Origin of the sequence: Aliiroseovarius sp. F47248L (assembly GCF_023016085.1) — a bacterium.
Taxonomy (GTDB): domain Bacteria; phylum Pseudomonadota; class Alphaproteobacteria; order Rhodobacterales; family Rhodobacteraceae; genus Aliiroseovarius.
Genome location: NZ_JALKBF010000001.1, coordinates 3,069,492 through 3,084,036, shown reverse-complemented (window position 1 = coordinate 3,084,036; position 14,545 = coordinate 3,069,492). Strand labels below are relative to the sequence as shown.

The window sequence follows — 14,545 nt, the reverse complement described above, 5'->3', positions numbered from 1 at the left end:
TTATTCCTCGTTATACCGGTAACCGATGCCATACAGCGTTTCGATTGCCGAGAAATCGTCATCTGCCGTCCGCATTTTCTTGCGCAGCCGTTTGATATGACTGTCGATGGTGCGATCATCGACATAGACCTGATCGTCATAGGCGACATCCATCAACTGATCACGGCTTTTGACAAAGCCGGGACGCTGAGCCAATGCCTGAAGCAACAAAAACTCGGTCACGGTCAGGGATACATCATTGCCTTTCCACGTAACGGCATGGCGCAAAGGGTCCATCGTCAACTCACCGCGAACCAGCGATTTGCTTTCTTCAACATCGCCGGCGTCATCCTTGGCGATCACTTCCTGCCGTCGTAACAGTGCGCGAATGCGCTCCACCAGAAGTCGCTGGCTGAACGGTTTGGTTACATAGTCGTCTGCGCCCATGCGAAGACCCAGAACCTCGTCGATCTCATCGTCTTTCGAGGTCAGGAAAATCACCGGCATGGTCTTGGTTTTCTGCCGCAAACGCTGCAACAGGTCCATCCCATCCATCCGGGGCATCTTGATGTCCAGAACCGCCATATCGGGCAGGCGCTGCATAAACGCGTCAAGCGCGCTTTGGCCATCATTATAGGTTTCAACTTCGAAGCCCTCGGCCTCGAGAGTGATCGCGACGGAAGTCAGGATGTTCCTGTCATCGTCCACCAAAGCGATTCTCGACATAGGGGTCTCCTTACACTGCTCATGTTTATTTTGTTTTGCGCCATTGTCCTGTTTTCGGTCTGGCGAATCAATATGTAACTGCGAATCGAGAGGATACGCGCCTGTCTGCCGCGTGAATTGATCAAAATGCTGGCGAATTTACCGCACTTTGCAACGGCTCTGCGCGCAACATGATTGCGCAAACAAGCACTTGGTTGCGCTAACTGCGTTAAAGCGACCTGTTCCATTTGAAAGCCTCCATGCTATAGCGCGATTACCGGCCCTCGTTCACATGAGGGTTGGCGCGCGTGGCGGGTGTCACGCGGTCTCATGTGAACCCTAAATACGTTGGTAAATGACGGACCGGCGACAGGAGCAAAATATGACCACTGGACGGGTGAACCCAGAACGCCGCTTGGAAGATCAAGGCATCAAGGGGCTGGGCAATGTCTATTACAACTTAATGGAGCCTGATCTGATCGAAGCCGCGCTTGCGCGTGGCGAGGGAAGCCTGGGCCAAGGCGGCGCCTTCCTGGTCACGACCGGCAAACATACGGGCCGGTCGCCCTTGGACAAGTTTGTTGTCAAAACCCCCAGCGTCGAGCCGCATATATGGTGGGAAAACAACCCACCGATGGACCCGGCCAAATTCGACACCCTTTATGACGACATGCTCGAGCACATGAAGGGCAAGGATTACTACGTGCAAGACTTGTTCGGCGGGGCAGACCCGGCCTATCGGCTGGACGTACGTCTTGTGACCGAATTGGCTTGGCACAACCTGTTCATTCGACACATGCTGCGCCGCCCCGACCGCGAAGAACTGGATGAGTTCGACCCCGAATTCACAATCATCAACTGCCCCTCTTTCAAGGCGGACGCCAAGCGACACGGGTGTCGGTCGGAAACCGTCATCGCACTGAACTTTGATCGCAAGATCATCCTGATCGGCGGCACTGAATATGCGGGTGAAAACAAAAAGTCGGTTTTCACACTGCTCAACTACATCCTGCCGGAAAAAGGCGTGATGCCGATGCATTGCTCGGCCAACCACGCCACTGGAAACCCCGTCGACACGGCGATTTTCTTCGGCCTGTCAGGCACCGGCAAGACGACCCTGTCTGCAGATCCCGAGCGCACGCTGATTGGCGATGACGAACATGGCTGGTCGGACACTGGCACCTTCAACTTCGAGGGTGGTTGCTATGCCAAGACCATCAACCTGTCGGCCGAGGCCGAGCCGGAAATCTATGCCACCACCACGAAGTTCGCGACCGTCATCGAAAACATGGTCTATGACGAAGAAACCAAGAAGTTGGATTTCGAAGATGACAGCCTGACCGCGAACATGCGTTGCGCCTATCCGCTGCACTATATCGCGAACGCGTCGAAAACCGCCGTGGGCGGGCATCCGAAGAACATTATCATGCTGACCTGTGATGCGTTTGGCGTCCTGCCGCCGATTGCGCGGCTGACACCGGCACAGGCGATGTACCACTTCCTGTCGGGTTTCACGTCGAAAGTGGCGGGCACTGAAAAGGGTGTGACCGAACCGGAACCCACCTTCTCGACCTGTTTCGGTGCGCCCTTCATGCCGCGCCGTCCCGCTGAATATGGCGCACTGCTGCGTGACAAGATCGCCAAGCATGGTGCAACCTGCTGGCTGGTCAATACCGGCTGGACCGGTGGCGCGTACGGCACCGGGTCGCGGATGCCGATCCGCGCGACGCGCGCGCTTCTGACCGCCGCACTGGACGGATCGCTTGCGAACTCGGAATTCCGAAAGGACGACAATTTCGGCTTCGAAGTGCCGGTAACTGTGGAAGGCGTGCCAGACCTGCTTCTGAACCCCCGCCGCACATGGCAGGACGCCGCCGCCTATGATGCGCAAGCTCAGAAACTGGTCGACATGTTTGCCAAGAACTTCGTTCAGTATGAGGCCGATATTGACGACGACGTGAAAGCCGTCGCCATCGGCTGATCTGCGGCACAGAATGCTTAGAAACGCGCCTCGGTTTCCGGGGTGCGTTTTGCATTCAACTTAGCCCCACAGCCCCCGGCGGATCAGGTTCAGACCCGCAACCGTCAGCACGATCAACGTTACCCGTTTGAACGTCGCCTGAGGCATACGGTCGTGAAACACGCCGCCAAGCGCCATCCCGATCAGGGCAGGAAACAGCATGGAAATCGACATGGGAAATGTGTGTGCATTCAGAACCCCGGACTTGATATGCGCTGCAAAAAGCGCAATAGCACCGACGCCATAGATCACCCCCTGCACCCGCATCTGTTCGGACTTCGGCGTATCGATGGCGGTCAGATAGGCGATGGTCGGCGGCCCCCAGACCCCGGACAACCCACCCGACAGGCCTGCGAAGGCACCGATCAAACTTTCATCCCGCTTGCGATGCTCGGGGTGAAGCATGGGTTTCCACCCGCTCAGTTGCATCAAGCAGAACGCCACCACCGGCACGCCGATTAAAATGAACAACGCGGCTTGAGACAGCACCGTCACAAGCTGGGCGCTGAGGGTGAGACAGATCAAAAGCGCGATCAGAAAGACACGAAACTTTCCCACCGCCTGCCACGCGGCCAATATCCCTTGCCTGAACGCCTGATACCCGTTTGTCACCACGGTCGGCACGATCAACGCTGCCAAGGCTTGTTCAGCTGGAAGCATGGTGGCCAGACCCGAGATCATGATAAGGGGCATTCCAAATCCGACAGCCCCCTTTACGAACCCGGCAAACACGGCGACAAATGCGGCAAGAAGCAGAGTCAACTGCGGTATTTCGGTCAATAGTCCCAATGTGTTTCCGTAACGATATGCGCGTTCCCTTCTTTCTATCGAAGCCCGAACGGTGGTGCAGCAGGTAAATTACTGCGTCACTTTTGTTCGTTTTAACCATATCTGGCGTATTTTAATTGCGCTGCACCTGCAAAGTGATTATTTCTCTGCAGACGCGAAAGACCCAGCCGAATCCCGGCTTAGACTGTGACAGGAGACAGTGATGACAGGCGCTCTGATCGACAATCTTTTGACCCTTTCCGCTGACGCCCTGGCGCCGGTCGAAACCGTGTTTGACGCGGCCAAGGCATCCGTCCGCGATATGGTGACAGAAGGTGATCGGATCTCGGGCGCAAAACTGGAAGAACATCAGTCCGCCGCCCATGCCCTGTCATGGCTTGCCACCTATACCGAAAGCCTACGTCAGATGAACGCCTGGGCCGGTCGTCTGAATGACGACGGGAAGCTGGGCGAGATGGAGAAACTGATCCTGCAAATCGCCTTCGGCGAATACCTCGCCCAGATCAAGGGCGGAATCATGATGAGCCAAAACGAGATGGCGCGCCTGTCGGATATGGGTATTGACGCATCCGCGCTGGACACAAATGCGATCAACGCATTGATCGCCCAAGGCAACAACCAAGCCGCCCGCTCACGTCTGGTTGCCCTGATGCGCGACAATGCTGGCCACGCCACTTTTGGCGCGTCAGGGCTGGATGATGAACTTGAAATGATCCGCGAAACCTTCCGTCGCTATGCCGATGACCGCGTCGTTCCCAACGCGCATGAATGGCACCTGAAGGATGAATACATCCCAATGGAAATTCTTGAGGAACTGGCCGAAATGGGCGTCTTTGGCCTGACCATACCCGAGGAATACGGTGGTATGGGCTTGTCAAAAGCGTCGATGGTGGTCGTATCTGAAGAACTCAGCCGCGGCTATATCGGGGTCGGCTCGCTGGGCACCCGGTCCGAGATCGCGGCAGAACTTATCCTTGCCGGCGGCACAGACGCGCAAAAAGAACACTGGTTGCCGAAAATCTCGTCAGCCGAGATCCTGCCCACCGCTGTGTTTACCGAACCCAACACCGGATCCGACCTTGGCAGCCTGCGCACCCGCGCGGTCAAGAACGCCGATGGCGATTACGAGGTGACGGGCAACAAAACCTGGATCACCCACGCCGCACGCACCCATGTGATGACGCTTCTGGCGCGCACTGATCCCGCGTCCACCGATCACCGTGGCCTGTCGATGTTCCTGGCTGAAAAACAACCCGGCGACGACGACAACCCTTTCCCCACCGAAGGTATGACGGGCGGCGAGATCGAAGTGCTGGGCTATCGCGGTATGAAGGAATTCGAACTTGGGTTCGATGGGTTCAAGGTCAAAGGCGAAAACTTGCTTGGCGGCGAAGAAGGTCAAGGCTTCAAACAACTCATGAAAACATTCGAAGCCGCGCGCATCCAAACCGCCGCCCGTGCCATCGGCGTGGCCCAGAATGCGCTGGAAATCGGGATGCAATACGCCGAGGACCGCAAGCAGTTCGGTAAGTCCCTGATCAACTTCCCGCGCGTCGCCAACAAGCTGGCGATGATGGCGGTCGAGATCATGGTGGCACGGCAACTGACCTATTTCTCGGCATGGGAAAAAGACCACGACCAACGCTGCGACCTGGAAGCCGGGATGGCAAAGCTGCTTGGCGCACGCGTGGCGTGGTCTTGCGCTGACAACGCACTGCAAATTCACGGCGGCAACGGTTTCGCGCTGGAATATCAAATCAGCCGCGTTTTGTGTGACGCCCGCATCCTGAACATCTTTGAAGGCGCGGCTGAAATTCAGGCACAGGTGATTGCACGTCGCCTGTTGGGCTAACACCGGGACATGAGCGTGTGAGTTGGGTTGCAGGCATACATACGGTAGCGTATGTTTTTCATGCGACTCAATTCACCATACGCTATCGTATGCATATCATTGGACCGGAATATGCCCGTAAAGAAACCGCGCTTGAAGGCGGATGACTGGATCAAGGCAGGGCTGGCAGCCCTGACATCAAAGGGCCCCCAGGCCTTGAAAGCCGAGCCGCTGGCCCGCGCCCTGGGAACGACAAAGGGTTCTTTTTACTGGCATTTCAAGGATGTTCCTGATTTCCACAAACGGCTTCTTTCAACCTGGGAAGACGAGGCACTTGCCGCAATCACGTACGCGCTCTCGGAAGGTGACGATCCGGTCAAACGGCTTTATCAACTCGGTGACATGGCGGCTTCAAGCGATCCGAAGGCCAAACGTGGCCTGCCAGAAACTGCAATCCGTGCGTGGGCATATAGTGAGTCATTGGCGGCGGACTATGTACAGCGTGTTGATCAAAAACGGATCGCAATGCTAGAGGAAATCTTAAGCGAACTGGATCTGACAAATCCCGATTTCGCGCGGATTATTTACAGTTCGTTTGTGGGAATGGACGCACTATCCGCAACCGATGCCACAGGCAATAAAAACGCCATGTCTACCCTTATGGCTGCAATTCTTGCTTTGCGCGACGCTTAATCACGTTGGCAATTCGACGCTTCAGGCGTAAGTTATGCGCATGAAACAGTCATTGCTCATCACCGCCGCGCTCGCGTCCCTTGTCTTGATGGGATGCAAGGATGAAACGATTTCGGGCTATGCGGACCGAAAGGCCGTGTGGAAGCTGCTTGAGATTGATCGCAAACCCTTCGACGCCGACGCAACGATCTCTTTCCCGGATCAAGGACAGATTGTCGGACAAGCGCCCTGCAACAGATATTCAAGCGAGCAAAAAGCTCCATACCCGTGGTTTGAAATTGGCCCCATCGCCGCGACCCGTATGGCCTGCGACGCCTTGGACAAAGAAAGCCGCTATTTCACCGCGCTGACGCAGATGCGCCAGATCGAGGCGCAAGGCGACATGTTGATCATGTCGAACGAAGCTGGTCGGCAGATGGTGTTCTTGGCTCAACGCTGACCGACTTTCTTCACCCCGGTAACGCCTCGCGCTTCAGGCGGTCAATTAGGCGCGCGCGTGGTTCAGGTAAGGGTTTGTCACCCAAGGCATGTGCCAACCAACGCGTTAGGAAAAAGCCGGTTGTCTGAAGCCCAGCCAGTACATTTTTGTGTGCGCCACTGCCTGCCCCCAACAGTTCGGGCGGCAAGGGCAGCAAGCGGTCCGCCCATTCACCCGCTGCTTCTGCCGACACAGCGCGTCCGGTTTTGGGGGATACATAGGCTAGATCCTCCATCGATCCGGTGACAGCGCAAGATGCCAGATCCAGCCCGAAGCCCAGATCATCCAGCAACGCCAACTCCCATTTCAGATAGGCTGTCGGCCATGCCTCGTTCGTTCCCAGCAGGTCGAGCATCGCCTGCGTTCGCTGATAAAGCTGCGGATGTGGTTCGCGCTCAGGCAAGGAAAACGTCAAAAGCGACGTGACCGCGTTCAAACCAGCCAGAGCGGTACGATCCGACAAGACCGTCGCACGGCTGCGCAAGGGTTCGACGGTGTAGCTGCCAATATGTTCTTCCAGCCGCGCCCGCCATGCGACATCCAGTTGCGCGCCGGGCTGCAAAATTGGAGCGATCTTGCGGCTGGTGCCGCCACGCACCACGCCTGCATGGCGGCCGTGCTTTTCGGTGAACACATCAATGATTACCGAGGTTTCGCCGTGTTTGCGCACAGACAAAAGCGCGCCCTGATCCCGCCAATCCATGCCTGTCACCCTCCTGCAGTCAGACTAGCGGGCAAGTCGCTGTTGGCAATGGGATCAGTCCGACAAACCCGGTTCGTCCAACAGATGCCGCCCGTTGCGATCCTCAACCTCGATCACCCATAGATCGGGATCAAAGCCTTTCTGTCGCTCCAGCACCGCGTCAACGTCGCTTTCGTCACCTTCAGCCAAAGCAACCCAGCAACGGTCTCCGGTCATCAGATCGAAACTGCGCTGATACGCCACCGCCTGCCCGTCCAGTGTGTTCATCTTCACCAGAACAGCACCCGCCGTGGCGTCGCCCTTGCGGGTGATAAAGGCCGGTATGTCAGACAGGCGCAACCGCGTCAGATAGGCCGCGACCCACAGATCGGCGGTCAGCCGCGTCAAGCGTTACCGTCCTTGAAATCAAGTCCCATCTCAGAGTAACGCTCTTTTTCGTCCAGCCAGTTCGGTCGCACTTTCACTTGCAAAAACAAGTGGATCTTACGCCCCATGAACTCTTCCAACTCGGCGCGGGCAGATTGGCTGACGGCTTTGATCGTCTCGCCCTTCTTGCCCAGAATGATTCCCTTATGACCGTCCCGCGCAACGTAGATAATCTGGTCCACACGGGCCGACCCATCCTTGCGCTCTTCCCAGTTCTCGGTCTCGACCGTCAGCTGATAGGGCAACTCCTGGTGCAGGCGCAGGGTCAGCTTCTCGCGCGTCATTTCGGCGGCGATCATGCGCATGGGCAGATCGGCAATCTGGTCCTCGGGATAAAGCCATGGCCCCTTCGGCAAATGTTCTGCCAGCCACGTGCGCAAGGCAGGCACCCCATGCCCCTTCTCGGCCGAGATCATGAAGGTTTCGGCAAAATCATAACGATCGTTCAGATCCTTGGCCAAAGCCAGCAGCACCTCGGCCTTCACCTTGTCGATCTTGTTGATGGCAAGGGCGACGGTGCGGCCTTTGCCCATCTCTTCTAGGCCTTCCAGAATACGCTCAACACCTTCGGTCACACCGCGATGGGCTTCGACCAGAAGCACGGTTATATCGGCATCGGCTGCCCCGCCCCACGCAGCGGCAACCATCGCGCGGTCCAGTCGGCGGCGCGGTTGGAACAGGCCCGGCGTATCCACAAACACGATCTGGGTGTCGCCCTCGATCGCTACACCCCGGATGCGGGCGCGCGTCGTCTGCACCTTATGCGTCACGATCGAGACCTTGGCCCCGACCATCAGGTTCGTCAGTGTCGACTTCCCGGCATTGGGTTCCCCAATCAGGGCGACGAATCCGGCGCGATGCGGTTGGTCTGTCATGTCTTGCTCTCCAACTGCTTCAGCAGCGTGCGGGCGGCCGCTTGCTCGGCAGCGCGTTTTGAATTTGCCGTGGCATTAGCAGAACGTCCGTTCGACAGTTCGGCCTTGATCGTAAACACCGGCGCGTGGTCCGGCCCTTCGCGCGCGGTTTCTATATATGTCGGTGGGGGCATCTTGCGCGCTTGCGCCCATTCCTGCAATGCGGTCTTGGGGTCACGTGCGTCATCTTCGACCTTGTCGATCCGGTCGCCCCACAGCGTTAGGATCATCTCACTCGCCTGATCCAGCCCGGCATCCAGATAGACCGCAGCAATCACGGCTTCCATCGCGTCACCCAACAGGGCTTGCTTGCGCCGCCCGCCGGTCTTCATCTCGGACCGGCCCAGTTTCAGCACCGCGCCGATGTCTACCTGCCGTGCCACATCCGCGCAGGTTTCTTTGCGCACCAGCGCGTTGTAGCGCGGGGCCAACGTGCCTTCGGGCGCGTCGGGGTCGTCGCGCAACAATTTCTCAGACATCACAAGGCCAAGCACCCGGTCGCCCAGAAATTCCAGCCTTTGGTTGTCAGGTCGTGTGGCCGATGAAAACGACCCGTGTGTCAGCGCGCGGATCAACAGTTCGGGATCGTTAAACACATGCCCGATACGGCCTTGAAAGGCTTGAAGATCGCTGGACAGCTTCACTCGATCGCCTTGAAGAACCGGTCAGAGCGCCACGTCCAAAAGAAGAACAACCGTTTGCCTGCTGCCGAGAACATGATGCGATCCGCGCGACCCAGCAGGTATTCTGCAGGCACAAAGCCCACACCACCAGCATTCGGGCTGACGCGGCTGTCTGTCGAGTTGTCGCGGTTGTCACCCATGAAGAAATACTCGCCATCCGGCACCGTGAACACATTGGTGTTGTCCAGACGCGTGTTGCGAACGTTCAGAACCGAGTGAGAGACACCATTGGGCAGTGTTTCAATGGCTTTTTCTTTGATGCAGATTCCACCCTGCCCGACCGGGCTATTGGAACATTGCGGGAAGGTCGCAAAACGTCCCTGCGCCTGTTTGATTTCCTCGAACGTGCCGTCGGGCACCTGTTTGGCTTCTTCACCGTTGATGAACAGAATGCCGTTTTTGACCTGAATTTTGTCACCCGGCAGCCCGATCAGGCGTTTCACATAGTCGGTGCCAAGTGACGGGTGGCGGAACACCACGACATCGCCACGCTCGGGCTCGGACCCCAGCAGGCGACCCGAGATGGGGCAGGACGAGAACGGGCAGGAATGGCGTGAATAGCCATAAGCCATCTTGTTCACGAACAGAAAGTCACCGATCAGCAACGTATCTTTCATCGACCCGGTGGGGATCCAGAACGGCTGGAAGAATAGCGTGCGGAACACACCGGCGATGATCAGCGCCCAGAAGATCGTTTTGATCGTTTCCAAGATGCCATCTTGTTTCTTTTCTGCCATGTTCACGTCTGCCTCTTTCATCGGACTGATCGTTGCCAGCCCATTGGGGATGTGTGGCGATATGGGCGGATGCGCGGGAAGTGTCAAGTTTTGAGGAGGCGCTGCCGCGTTAAGCTGACGGCTTTTCCACCGGTCGCGCTTCGATCACCACAAAGGCCTGCGCCCATGGGTGATCATCGGTCAACGTCACGTGAATGATCGCCTCGTGCCTGTCTGGCGTCATCTCGGCAAGCCGGTCGGCGGCCCAACCTGTCACGGTCATTACGGGTTGGCCCGTGCGCAGGTTACTGACCGCCATGTCGCGCCACGAGATCCCCATGGCTAGCCCGGTGCCCAAAGCTTTGGAACACGCTTCTTTCGCCGCCCAGCGCTTGGCCAAAGTTCCGGCTTCATCCCGGCGGCGGGCGGCTTTTCCCAGCTCCGTCTCGGTGAACACACGTTTGCGGAATCTGTCGCCAAAACGTTCCAGCGTTCCCTGGATGCGCTCGATATTTGCAAGATCGGTGCCAATGCCAAGGATCATCAAGACCTCCGACGCGGGCGCGGCGAACGTTTCATCCCCGCGCCTCATCCATCAGGCCGCGCATTTCAGCCATGGCGTCAGTCAGGCCGCGAAAGATTGCCTCGCCAATCAGGAAATGTCCGATGTTCAACTCGACCACTTCCGGCATTTCGGCGATTGGCTTCACGGTGTCATAGGTCAATCCGTGACCTGCATGCACCTCAAGCCCCAGCGAATGCGCCAGCGCCGCCCCGTCGCGCAAACGCGCAAGCTCGGCATCACGTTCGTCAAACCGGCCTTCGGCGTGCAGATCGCAATAGGCACCAGTGTGCAACTCGACCACCGCAGCCCCCACCCGCGCGGAGGCTTCGATCTGCACAGGGTCGGCCGCGACGAACAGCGACACGCGACAACCGGCGTCCCTGAGCGGGGTGATATATTCGGCAAGTTTGTTGTCCTGCCGTGCGACCTCAAGCCCGCCTTCGGTGGTCAGCTCTTCTCGTTTTTCCGGCACAAGGCACACCGCATGGGGCTTGTGGCGCAACGCGATGTCCAGCATTTCGTCCGTTGCGGCGCATTCGAAATTCAAGGGCACCGACAGTTCGGCCATAAGCCGGTCGATATCGTCATCCAGAATGTGCCGCCGATCTTCGCGCAGATGCGCGGTGATGCCATCGGCCCCGGCCTGTTCGGCCAGAAGGGCCGCACGCACAGGATCGGGATACGCCGAGCCACGCGCGTTTCGCACTGTCGCCACGTGATCAATATTCACGCCCAAGCGCAGTTTTTTCGTCTGGTTGGCCATGTCACGCCCCTTTGTTCAATGCAATCTGTTGGCGCGCCAAGTCTTACGGTTTTTCCTTTGCTTCGCCAGCCTTGTCTCGTCCGGCTTTCAGACGCTTGTCATACCGCTCTTTCAACTTCTTGATGCGACGTCGCTGATAGGCATGGATCACAGGGTTGGACAACGCATACCCGATGGTGCCAGCCACAATGCCGGGAATGATGCAGCCCACCAGATAGGGCAGGAAAACCCGATGAAAAAACGCCGACATCCGCGACCAGTCGACCACGTGATCGGTAAACGGCGCTTTCATGTTCAACCAGAAATCAGACGTGGCCGCCGCGAACTGAGCGGCAATTTCAGGCAAATGCACGCTTGAAGGCTGGCCCAGCATTGCGTTGCCCAGATTGACCGAAAGCTCCGCAATCAGCGGGAAGGTTATCGGGTTGCCGACAAAGGTTGCCAGCAATGACGCCAACACGTTGCCGCGAATGATCCACGACAAACAGGCAGCGGTCAGAAAGTGAAGCCCGAAAAATGGCGTGAACGAGGCAAAAACACCCGCTGCAATCCCACGCGAAATCCGGTGCGCCGGATCGGGCAAACGCCGAATGCGGTGGATCACATATTGCGACGCCCGATACCATCCGCCCCGTGGATAGAAGAATTCCGCAATGATACGCAGGTATGAGCGCGGATTTCTCTTGAACACGGATGGTCCCTTTCGGCCGAAATTGGCAGGCTACGGTTTACGGGCGATGTCCCTATGTCGGTGAACATCGGCAACATCACTATCTGCTTCTAATGTCAGCATAATGGCATGCAAATGTTCAATATCGCGCAAATCTACATCAACAAGTAGGCGGTAGAAATCAGGTTTTCGGTCCAGAAACTTCAGATCCGAGATATTGGCCTTCTGCTCACCAATCAGCGAGCAAATCCGCCCCAGAACACCCGCATCGTTCGAAATGGTCAGGTTAATGCTGACCGTATGAATCGCCGGGTGCTGACCGGAATGCCAATGAAGATCGACCCATCGGGAGCTGTCCTCGGCCACATCGGCCAGAGCATCGCAGTCGATGGTGTGGACCATCACACCCTTACCGCGATAGGTGATCCCGACAATGCGTTCGCCGGGCACGGGTTGGCAACACTGCGCGCGGGCAAAATCCTGCCCGGTTTCAAGACCAACCACCACCGAATCGCCATCAACCTCGGCTTCGGCCTCAACACTTTCCGGATACAGTGCTGCAATGACATCGCGCGCCTGTAGCTCGGCCGATCCCATTCGCGCCAGCAATTCGTCGACGTCATCCAGACGCAGTTGTTTGGCCGCGGTCGCCAGCGCCTTTTCGGTCGCTTTGCGGCCAACATGTTCAAACGCGACGCGCGCAAGCTCGCGACCCAATCGCACGAACCGTTCACGGTCCACGCTACGCAGGCTTTTTCGAATGGCCGCCTTTGCGCGGCCTGTCACGACGATGTCGATCCAAGTGGCTTGCGGGCTTTGCCCTTCTGCGGTCATGATCTCGACCGACTGGCCGTTTTTGATACGGGTCCAAAGCGGCACGCGAATGCCGTCGACCTTGGCCCCGACACAACTGTCCCCGATCCGCGTGTGGATCGCATAGGCGAAATCCAAAGGCGTCGCCCCCCGCGGCAGCTTCACCACCTCGCCTTTCGGGGTGAAGCAGAACACTTGATCCTGATACATTTCAAGCTTCACGTGTTCCAGAAACTCGTCGTGATCCTCAGCAGCTTCAAACCGCTCGGTCAGCGATGAAATCCACTTGGCTGGATCAACCGCGAACGGGTTTTCGGCCCGCACGCCGTCCTTGTATGACCAGTGCGCGGCGACGCCTGCCTCGGCTACATCATGCATGGCATGGGTGCGAATTTGAACTTCAACCCTTTTGCCATCGCGACCCGATACAGTCGTATGGATCGAGCGGTAGCCGTTTGATTTTGGCTGGCTGATGTAATCCTTGAACCGGCCCGGAATGGCGCGCCAGCGTTGGTGGATCACGCCAAGCACGCGATAGCAGTCTGCTTCGCTATCTGTGATAATCCGAAATCCATAGGTGTCCGACAGGCGCGAGAAGCTCTGGTTCTTTTCCTGCATCTTGCGCCAGATCGAAAACGGCTTCTTGGCGCGCCCGAACACCTCGGCGGTGATGTTTGCCTTGTCCAGCTCCAACCGGATGTCGCCGGTGATCTTTTCGATCACATCACCGCTTTCCTTCTGCAACCGCAGAAACCGCCGCATGATCGAGTTCCGCGCCTCGGGGTTCAACACGCGAAACGCCAGATCTTCCAATTCCTCGCGCATCCACTGCATCCCCATGCGACCCGCCAACGGGGCATAGATGTCCATGGTTTCGCGCGATTTCTGAATCTGCTTGTCGGGCCGCATGGCGCGGATCGTGCGCATGTTGTGAAGTCGGTCCGCCAGCTTGACCAGGATCACCCGCAGATCCTTGGACATCGCCATGAACAGCTTGCGGAAGTTTTCGGCCTGTTTGGTCTCGGACGAACTGAGCTGAAGATTGGTCAGCTTGGTCACACCATCGACCAGCTCTGCCACCTCGACCCCGAAAATCTTGGTCACTTCCGAATAGGTCGACCGGGTGTCTTCGATCGTGTCATGCAAAAGTGCGGTGATAATCGTGGCATCATCCAGCTGCATATCCGCCAGAATTTCGGCAACAGCAAAGGGATGGGTGAAGTAAGGCTCGCCAGAATGGCGGGTCTGTCCATCGTGCATACGCGCGCCGTATTCATACGCCGCGCGGATCAATTCGTGATTGGATTTGGGGTTATAGCGGCGGATCCGTTCGATCAGCCCATCAAGATCAAGGTCAAGATCTGGAAGGTCGTTCATCCGGTCCGCCACCCCGCGGGGATCTTTGATCCGTTAGCCCTGGCCTTGCGCTTCCATCAAAGCACGCAGAAGCTTTTCTTCGGACAGATCATCCTCGGCCGGCTTGTCAGCAGCTTCAGCCCCCATCAACAGAGCCATGCTGTCTTCTTCAGGCTCGTCAACTTCAATCTGGGTCTGATGGCTTTCGATCATACGCTCGCGCAGTTCGTCGGCGGTTTGCGTTTCATCCGCAATCTCGCGCAGCGCAACGACAGGGTTCTTGTCATTGTCGCGGTCGACCGTGATCTGGCCACCGGCCGAAATCTCTCGGGCACGATGCGAGGCGAGCATTACAAGCTCAAACCTGTTCGGGACTTTATCTACGCAATCTTCAACCGTCACGCGGGCCATGATCAAACTCCATTCCTTGCAAGGGGATGT

At 57.4% G+C, this 14,545-nt stretch carries 16 protein-coding genes; 4 read left to right on the top strand and 12 right to left on the bottom strand.

The window, feature by feature from the left end:
* A complete protein-coding gene (locus MWU51_RS15290; protein WP_247038576.1) occupies positions 1 to 705 on the bottom strand; it encodes a response regulator transcription factor in 705 nt (234 codons plus the stop codon).
* Positions 706 to 1,066: 361 nt separating this feature from the next.
* Between MWU51_RS15290 and MWU51_RS15285 the strand changes: the two genes are divergently transcribed.
* Positions 1,067 to 2,665 (top strand): phosphoenolpyruvate carboxykinase, encoded by a 1,599-nt coding sequence (locus tag MWU51_RS15285; protein WP_247038574.1) that lies wholly within the window; start codon positions 1,067 to 1,069, stop codon positions 2,663 to 2,665.
* A gap of 60 nt (positions 2,666 to 2,725) precedes the next feature.
* Here MWU51_RS15285 and MWU51_RS15280 read toward each other — a convergent pair whose 3' ends face one another.
* Positions 2,726 to 3,493 (bottom strand): sulfite exporter TauE/SafE family protein, encoded by a 768-nt coding sequence (locus MWU51_RS15280; protein WP_247038572.1) that lies wholly within the window; start codon positions 3,491 to 3,493, stop codon positions 2,726 to 2,728.
* Positions 3,494 to 3,695: 202 nt separating this feature from the next.
* Here MWU51_RS15280 and MWU51_RS15275 point away from each other — a divergent pair, with 202 nt between their 5' ends.
* The 3 genes from MWU51_RS15275 (at position 3,696) to MWU51_RS15265 (ending at position 6,456) form a co-directional block, all read left to right on the top strand.
* The gene (locus MWU51_RS15275; RefSeq protein ID WP_247038570.1) at positions 3,696 to 5,345 is read left to right on the top strand and encodes an acyl-CoA dehydrogenase family protein; all 1,650 of its coding nucleotides are present in this window, start codon (positions 3,696 to 3,698) and stop codon (positions 5,343 to 5,345) included.
* 132 nt (positions 5,346 to 5,477) lie between these two features.
* Positions 5,478 to 6,017 carry a TetR/AcrR family transcriptional regulator gene (locus MWU51_RS15270; RefSeq protein WP_247038568.1) on the top strand — a complete coding sequence of 180 codons (540 nt, stop codon included), beginning with the start codon at positions 5,478 to 5,480 and terminating at the stop codon, positions 6,015 to 6,017.
* A gap of 40 nt (positions 6,018 to 6,057) precedes the next feature.
* Positions 6,058 to 6,456: an META domain-containing protein gene (locus tag MWU51_RS15265; protein ID WP_247038566.1), complete on the top strand. Its 399-nt coding sequence runs from the start codon at positions 6,058 to 6,060 to the stop codon at positions 6,454 to 6,456.
* Between the two features lie 10 nt (positions 6,457 to 6,466).
* Here the strand turns inward: MWU51_RS15265 and recO are convergent, their stop codons facing one another.
* From recO to rpoZ, 10 genes are all read right to left on the bottom strand, one after another.
* On the bottom strand, positions 6,467 to 7,198 hold the full coding sequence (gene recO / locus MWU51_RS15260; protein WP_247038565.1) for a DNA repair protein RecO: 732 nt from the start codon (positions 7,196 to 7,198) through the stop codon (positions 6,467 to 6,469).
* A gap of 54 nt (positions 7,199 to 7,252) precedes the next feature.
* Positions 7,253 to 7,585 carry a DUF1491 family protein gene (locus MWU51_RS15255; protein WP_247038563.1) on the bottom strand — a complete coding sequence of 111 codons (333 nt, stop codon included), beginning with the start codon at positions 7,583 to 7,585 and terminating at the stop codon, positions 7,253 to 7,255.
* Positions 7,582 to 8,499 (bottom strand): GTPase Era, encoded by a 918-nt coding sequence (gene era / locus MWU51_RS15250; RefSeq protein WP_247038561.1) that lies wholly within the window; start codon positions 8,497 to 8,499, stop codon positions 7,582 to 7,584. Before era ends, MWU51_RS15255 begins: the two co-directional genes overlap by 4 nt.
* Positions 8,496 to 9,182: a ribonuclease III gene (gene rnc, locus MWU51_RS15245; protein WP_247038559.1), complete on the bottom strand. Its 687-nt coding sequence runs from the start codon at positions 9,180 to 9,182 to the stop codon at positions 8,496 to 8,498. The genes era and rnc overlap by 4 nt, the downstream gene beginning before the upstream one ends.
* Positions 9,179 to 9,958 (bottom strand): signal peptidase I, encoded by a 780-nt coding sequence (gene lepB, locus MWU51_RS15240; protein ID WP_247038876.1) that lies wholly within the window; start codon positions 9,956 to 9,958, stop codon positions 9,179 to 9,181. The genes rnc and lepB overlap by 4 nt, the downstream gene beginning before the upstream one ends.
* A gap of 109 nt (positions 9,959 to 10,067) precedes the next feature.
* Entirely contained in the window at positions 10,068 to 10,481 is a 414-nt protein-coding gene (gene acpS / locus MWU51_RS15235; protein WP_247038557.1) for a holo-ACP synthase, read from the bottom strand.
* 31 nt (positions 10,482 to 10,512) lie between these two features.
* Positions 10,513 to 11,265 (bottom strand): pyridoxine 5'-phosphate synthase, encoded by a 753-nt coding sequence (locus MWU51_RS15230; protein WP_247038555.1) that lies wholly within the window; start codon positions 11,263 to 11,265, stop codon positions 10,513 to 10,515.
* Between the two features lie 43 nt (positions 11,266 to 11,308).
* Positions 11,309 to 11,956 carry a DUF2062 domain-containing protein gene (locus MWU51_RS15225; RefSeq protein WP_247038552.1) on the bottom strand — a complete coding sequence of 216 codons (648 nt, stop codon included), beginning with the start codon at positions 11,954 to 11,956 and terminating at the stop codon, positions 11,309 to 11,311.
* Positions 11,957 to 11,986: 30 nt separating this feature from the next.
* Positions 11,987 to 14,125, bottom strand: a complete 2,139-nt coding sequence (locus MWU51_RS15220; RefSeq protein ID WP_247038550.1) for a bifunctional (p)ppGpp synthetase/guanosine-3',5'-bis(diphosphate) 3'-pyrophosphohydrolase — start codon at positions 14,123 to 14,125, stop codon at positions 11,987 to 11,989.
* 33 nt (positions 14,126 to 14,158) lie between these two features.
* Positions 14,159 to 14,515 carry a DNA-directed RNA polymerase subunit omega gene (gene rpoZ, locus MWU51_RS15215; protein ID WP_091428052.1) on the bottom strand — a complete coding sequence of 119 codons (357 nt, stop codon included), beginning with the start codon at positions 14,513 to 14,515 and terminating at the stop codon, positions 14,159 to 14,161.
* Positions 14,516 to 14,545: the final 30 nt, after the last annotated feature.

What these genes read in the sequence shown, in the direction of transcription:
- era (WP_247038561.1), bottom strand. Translation starts at nt 8,499, where the DNA reads ATGACAGACCAACCGCATCGCGCCGGATTCGTCGCCCTGATTGGGGAA.
- MWU51_RS15285 (WP_247038574.1), top strand. Translation starts at nt 1,067, where the DNA reads ATGACCACTGGACGGGTGAACCCAGAACGCCGCTTGGAAGATCAAGGC.
- recO (WP_247038565.1), bottom strand. Translation starts at nt 7,198, where the DNA reads ATGGATTGGCGGGATCAGGGCGCGCTTTTGTCTGTGCGCAAACACGGC.
- acpS (WP_247038557.1), bottom strand. Translation starts at nt 10,481, where the DNA reads ATGATCCTTGGCATTGGCACCGATCTTGCAAATATCGAGCGCATCCAG.
- MWU51_RS15275 (WP_247038570.1), top strand. Translation starts at nt 3,696, where the DNA reads ATGACAGGCGCTCTGATCGACAATCTTTTGACCCTTTCCGCTGACGCC.
- MWU51_RS15290 (WP_247038576.1), bottom strand. Translation starts at nt 705, where the DNA reads ATGTCGAGAATCGCTTTGGTGGACGATGACAGGAACATCCTGACTTCC.
- rpoZ (WP_091428052.1), bottom strand. Translation starts at nt 14,515, where the DNA reads ATGGCCCGCGTGACGGTTGAAGATTGCGTAGATAAAGTCCCGAACAGG.
- MWU51_RS15265 (WP_247038566.1), top strand. Translation starts at nt 6,058, where the DNA reads ATGAAACAGTCATTGCTCATCACCGCCGCGCTCGCGTCCCTTGTCTTG.
- lepB (WP_247038876.1), bottom strand. Translation starts at nt 9,958, where the DNA reads ATGGCAGAAAAGAAACAAGATGGCATCTTGGAAACGATCAAAACGATC.
- MWU51_RS15220 (WP_247038550.1), bottom strand. Translation starts at nt 14,125, where the DNA reads ATGAACGACCTTCCAGATCTTGACCTTGATCTTGATGGGCTGATCGAA.
- MWU51_RS15230 (WP_247038555.1), bottom strand. Translation starts at nt 11,265, where the DNA reads ATGGCCAACCAGACGAAAAAACTGCGCTTGGGCGTGAATATTGATCAC.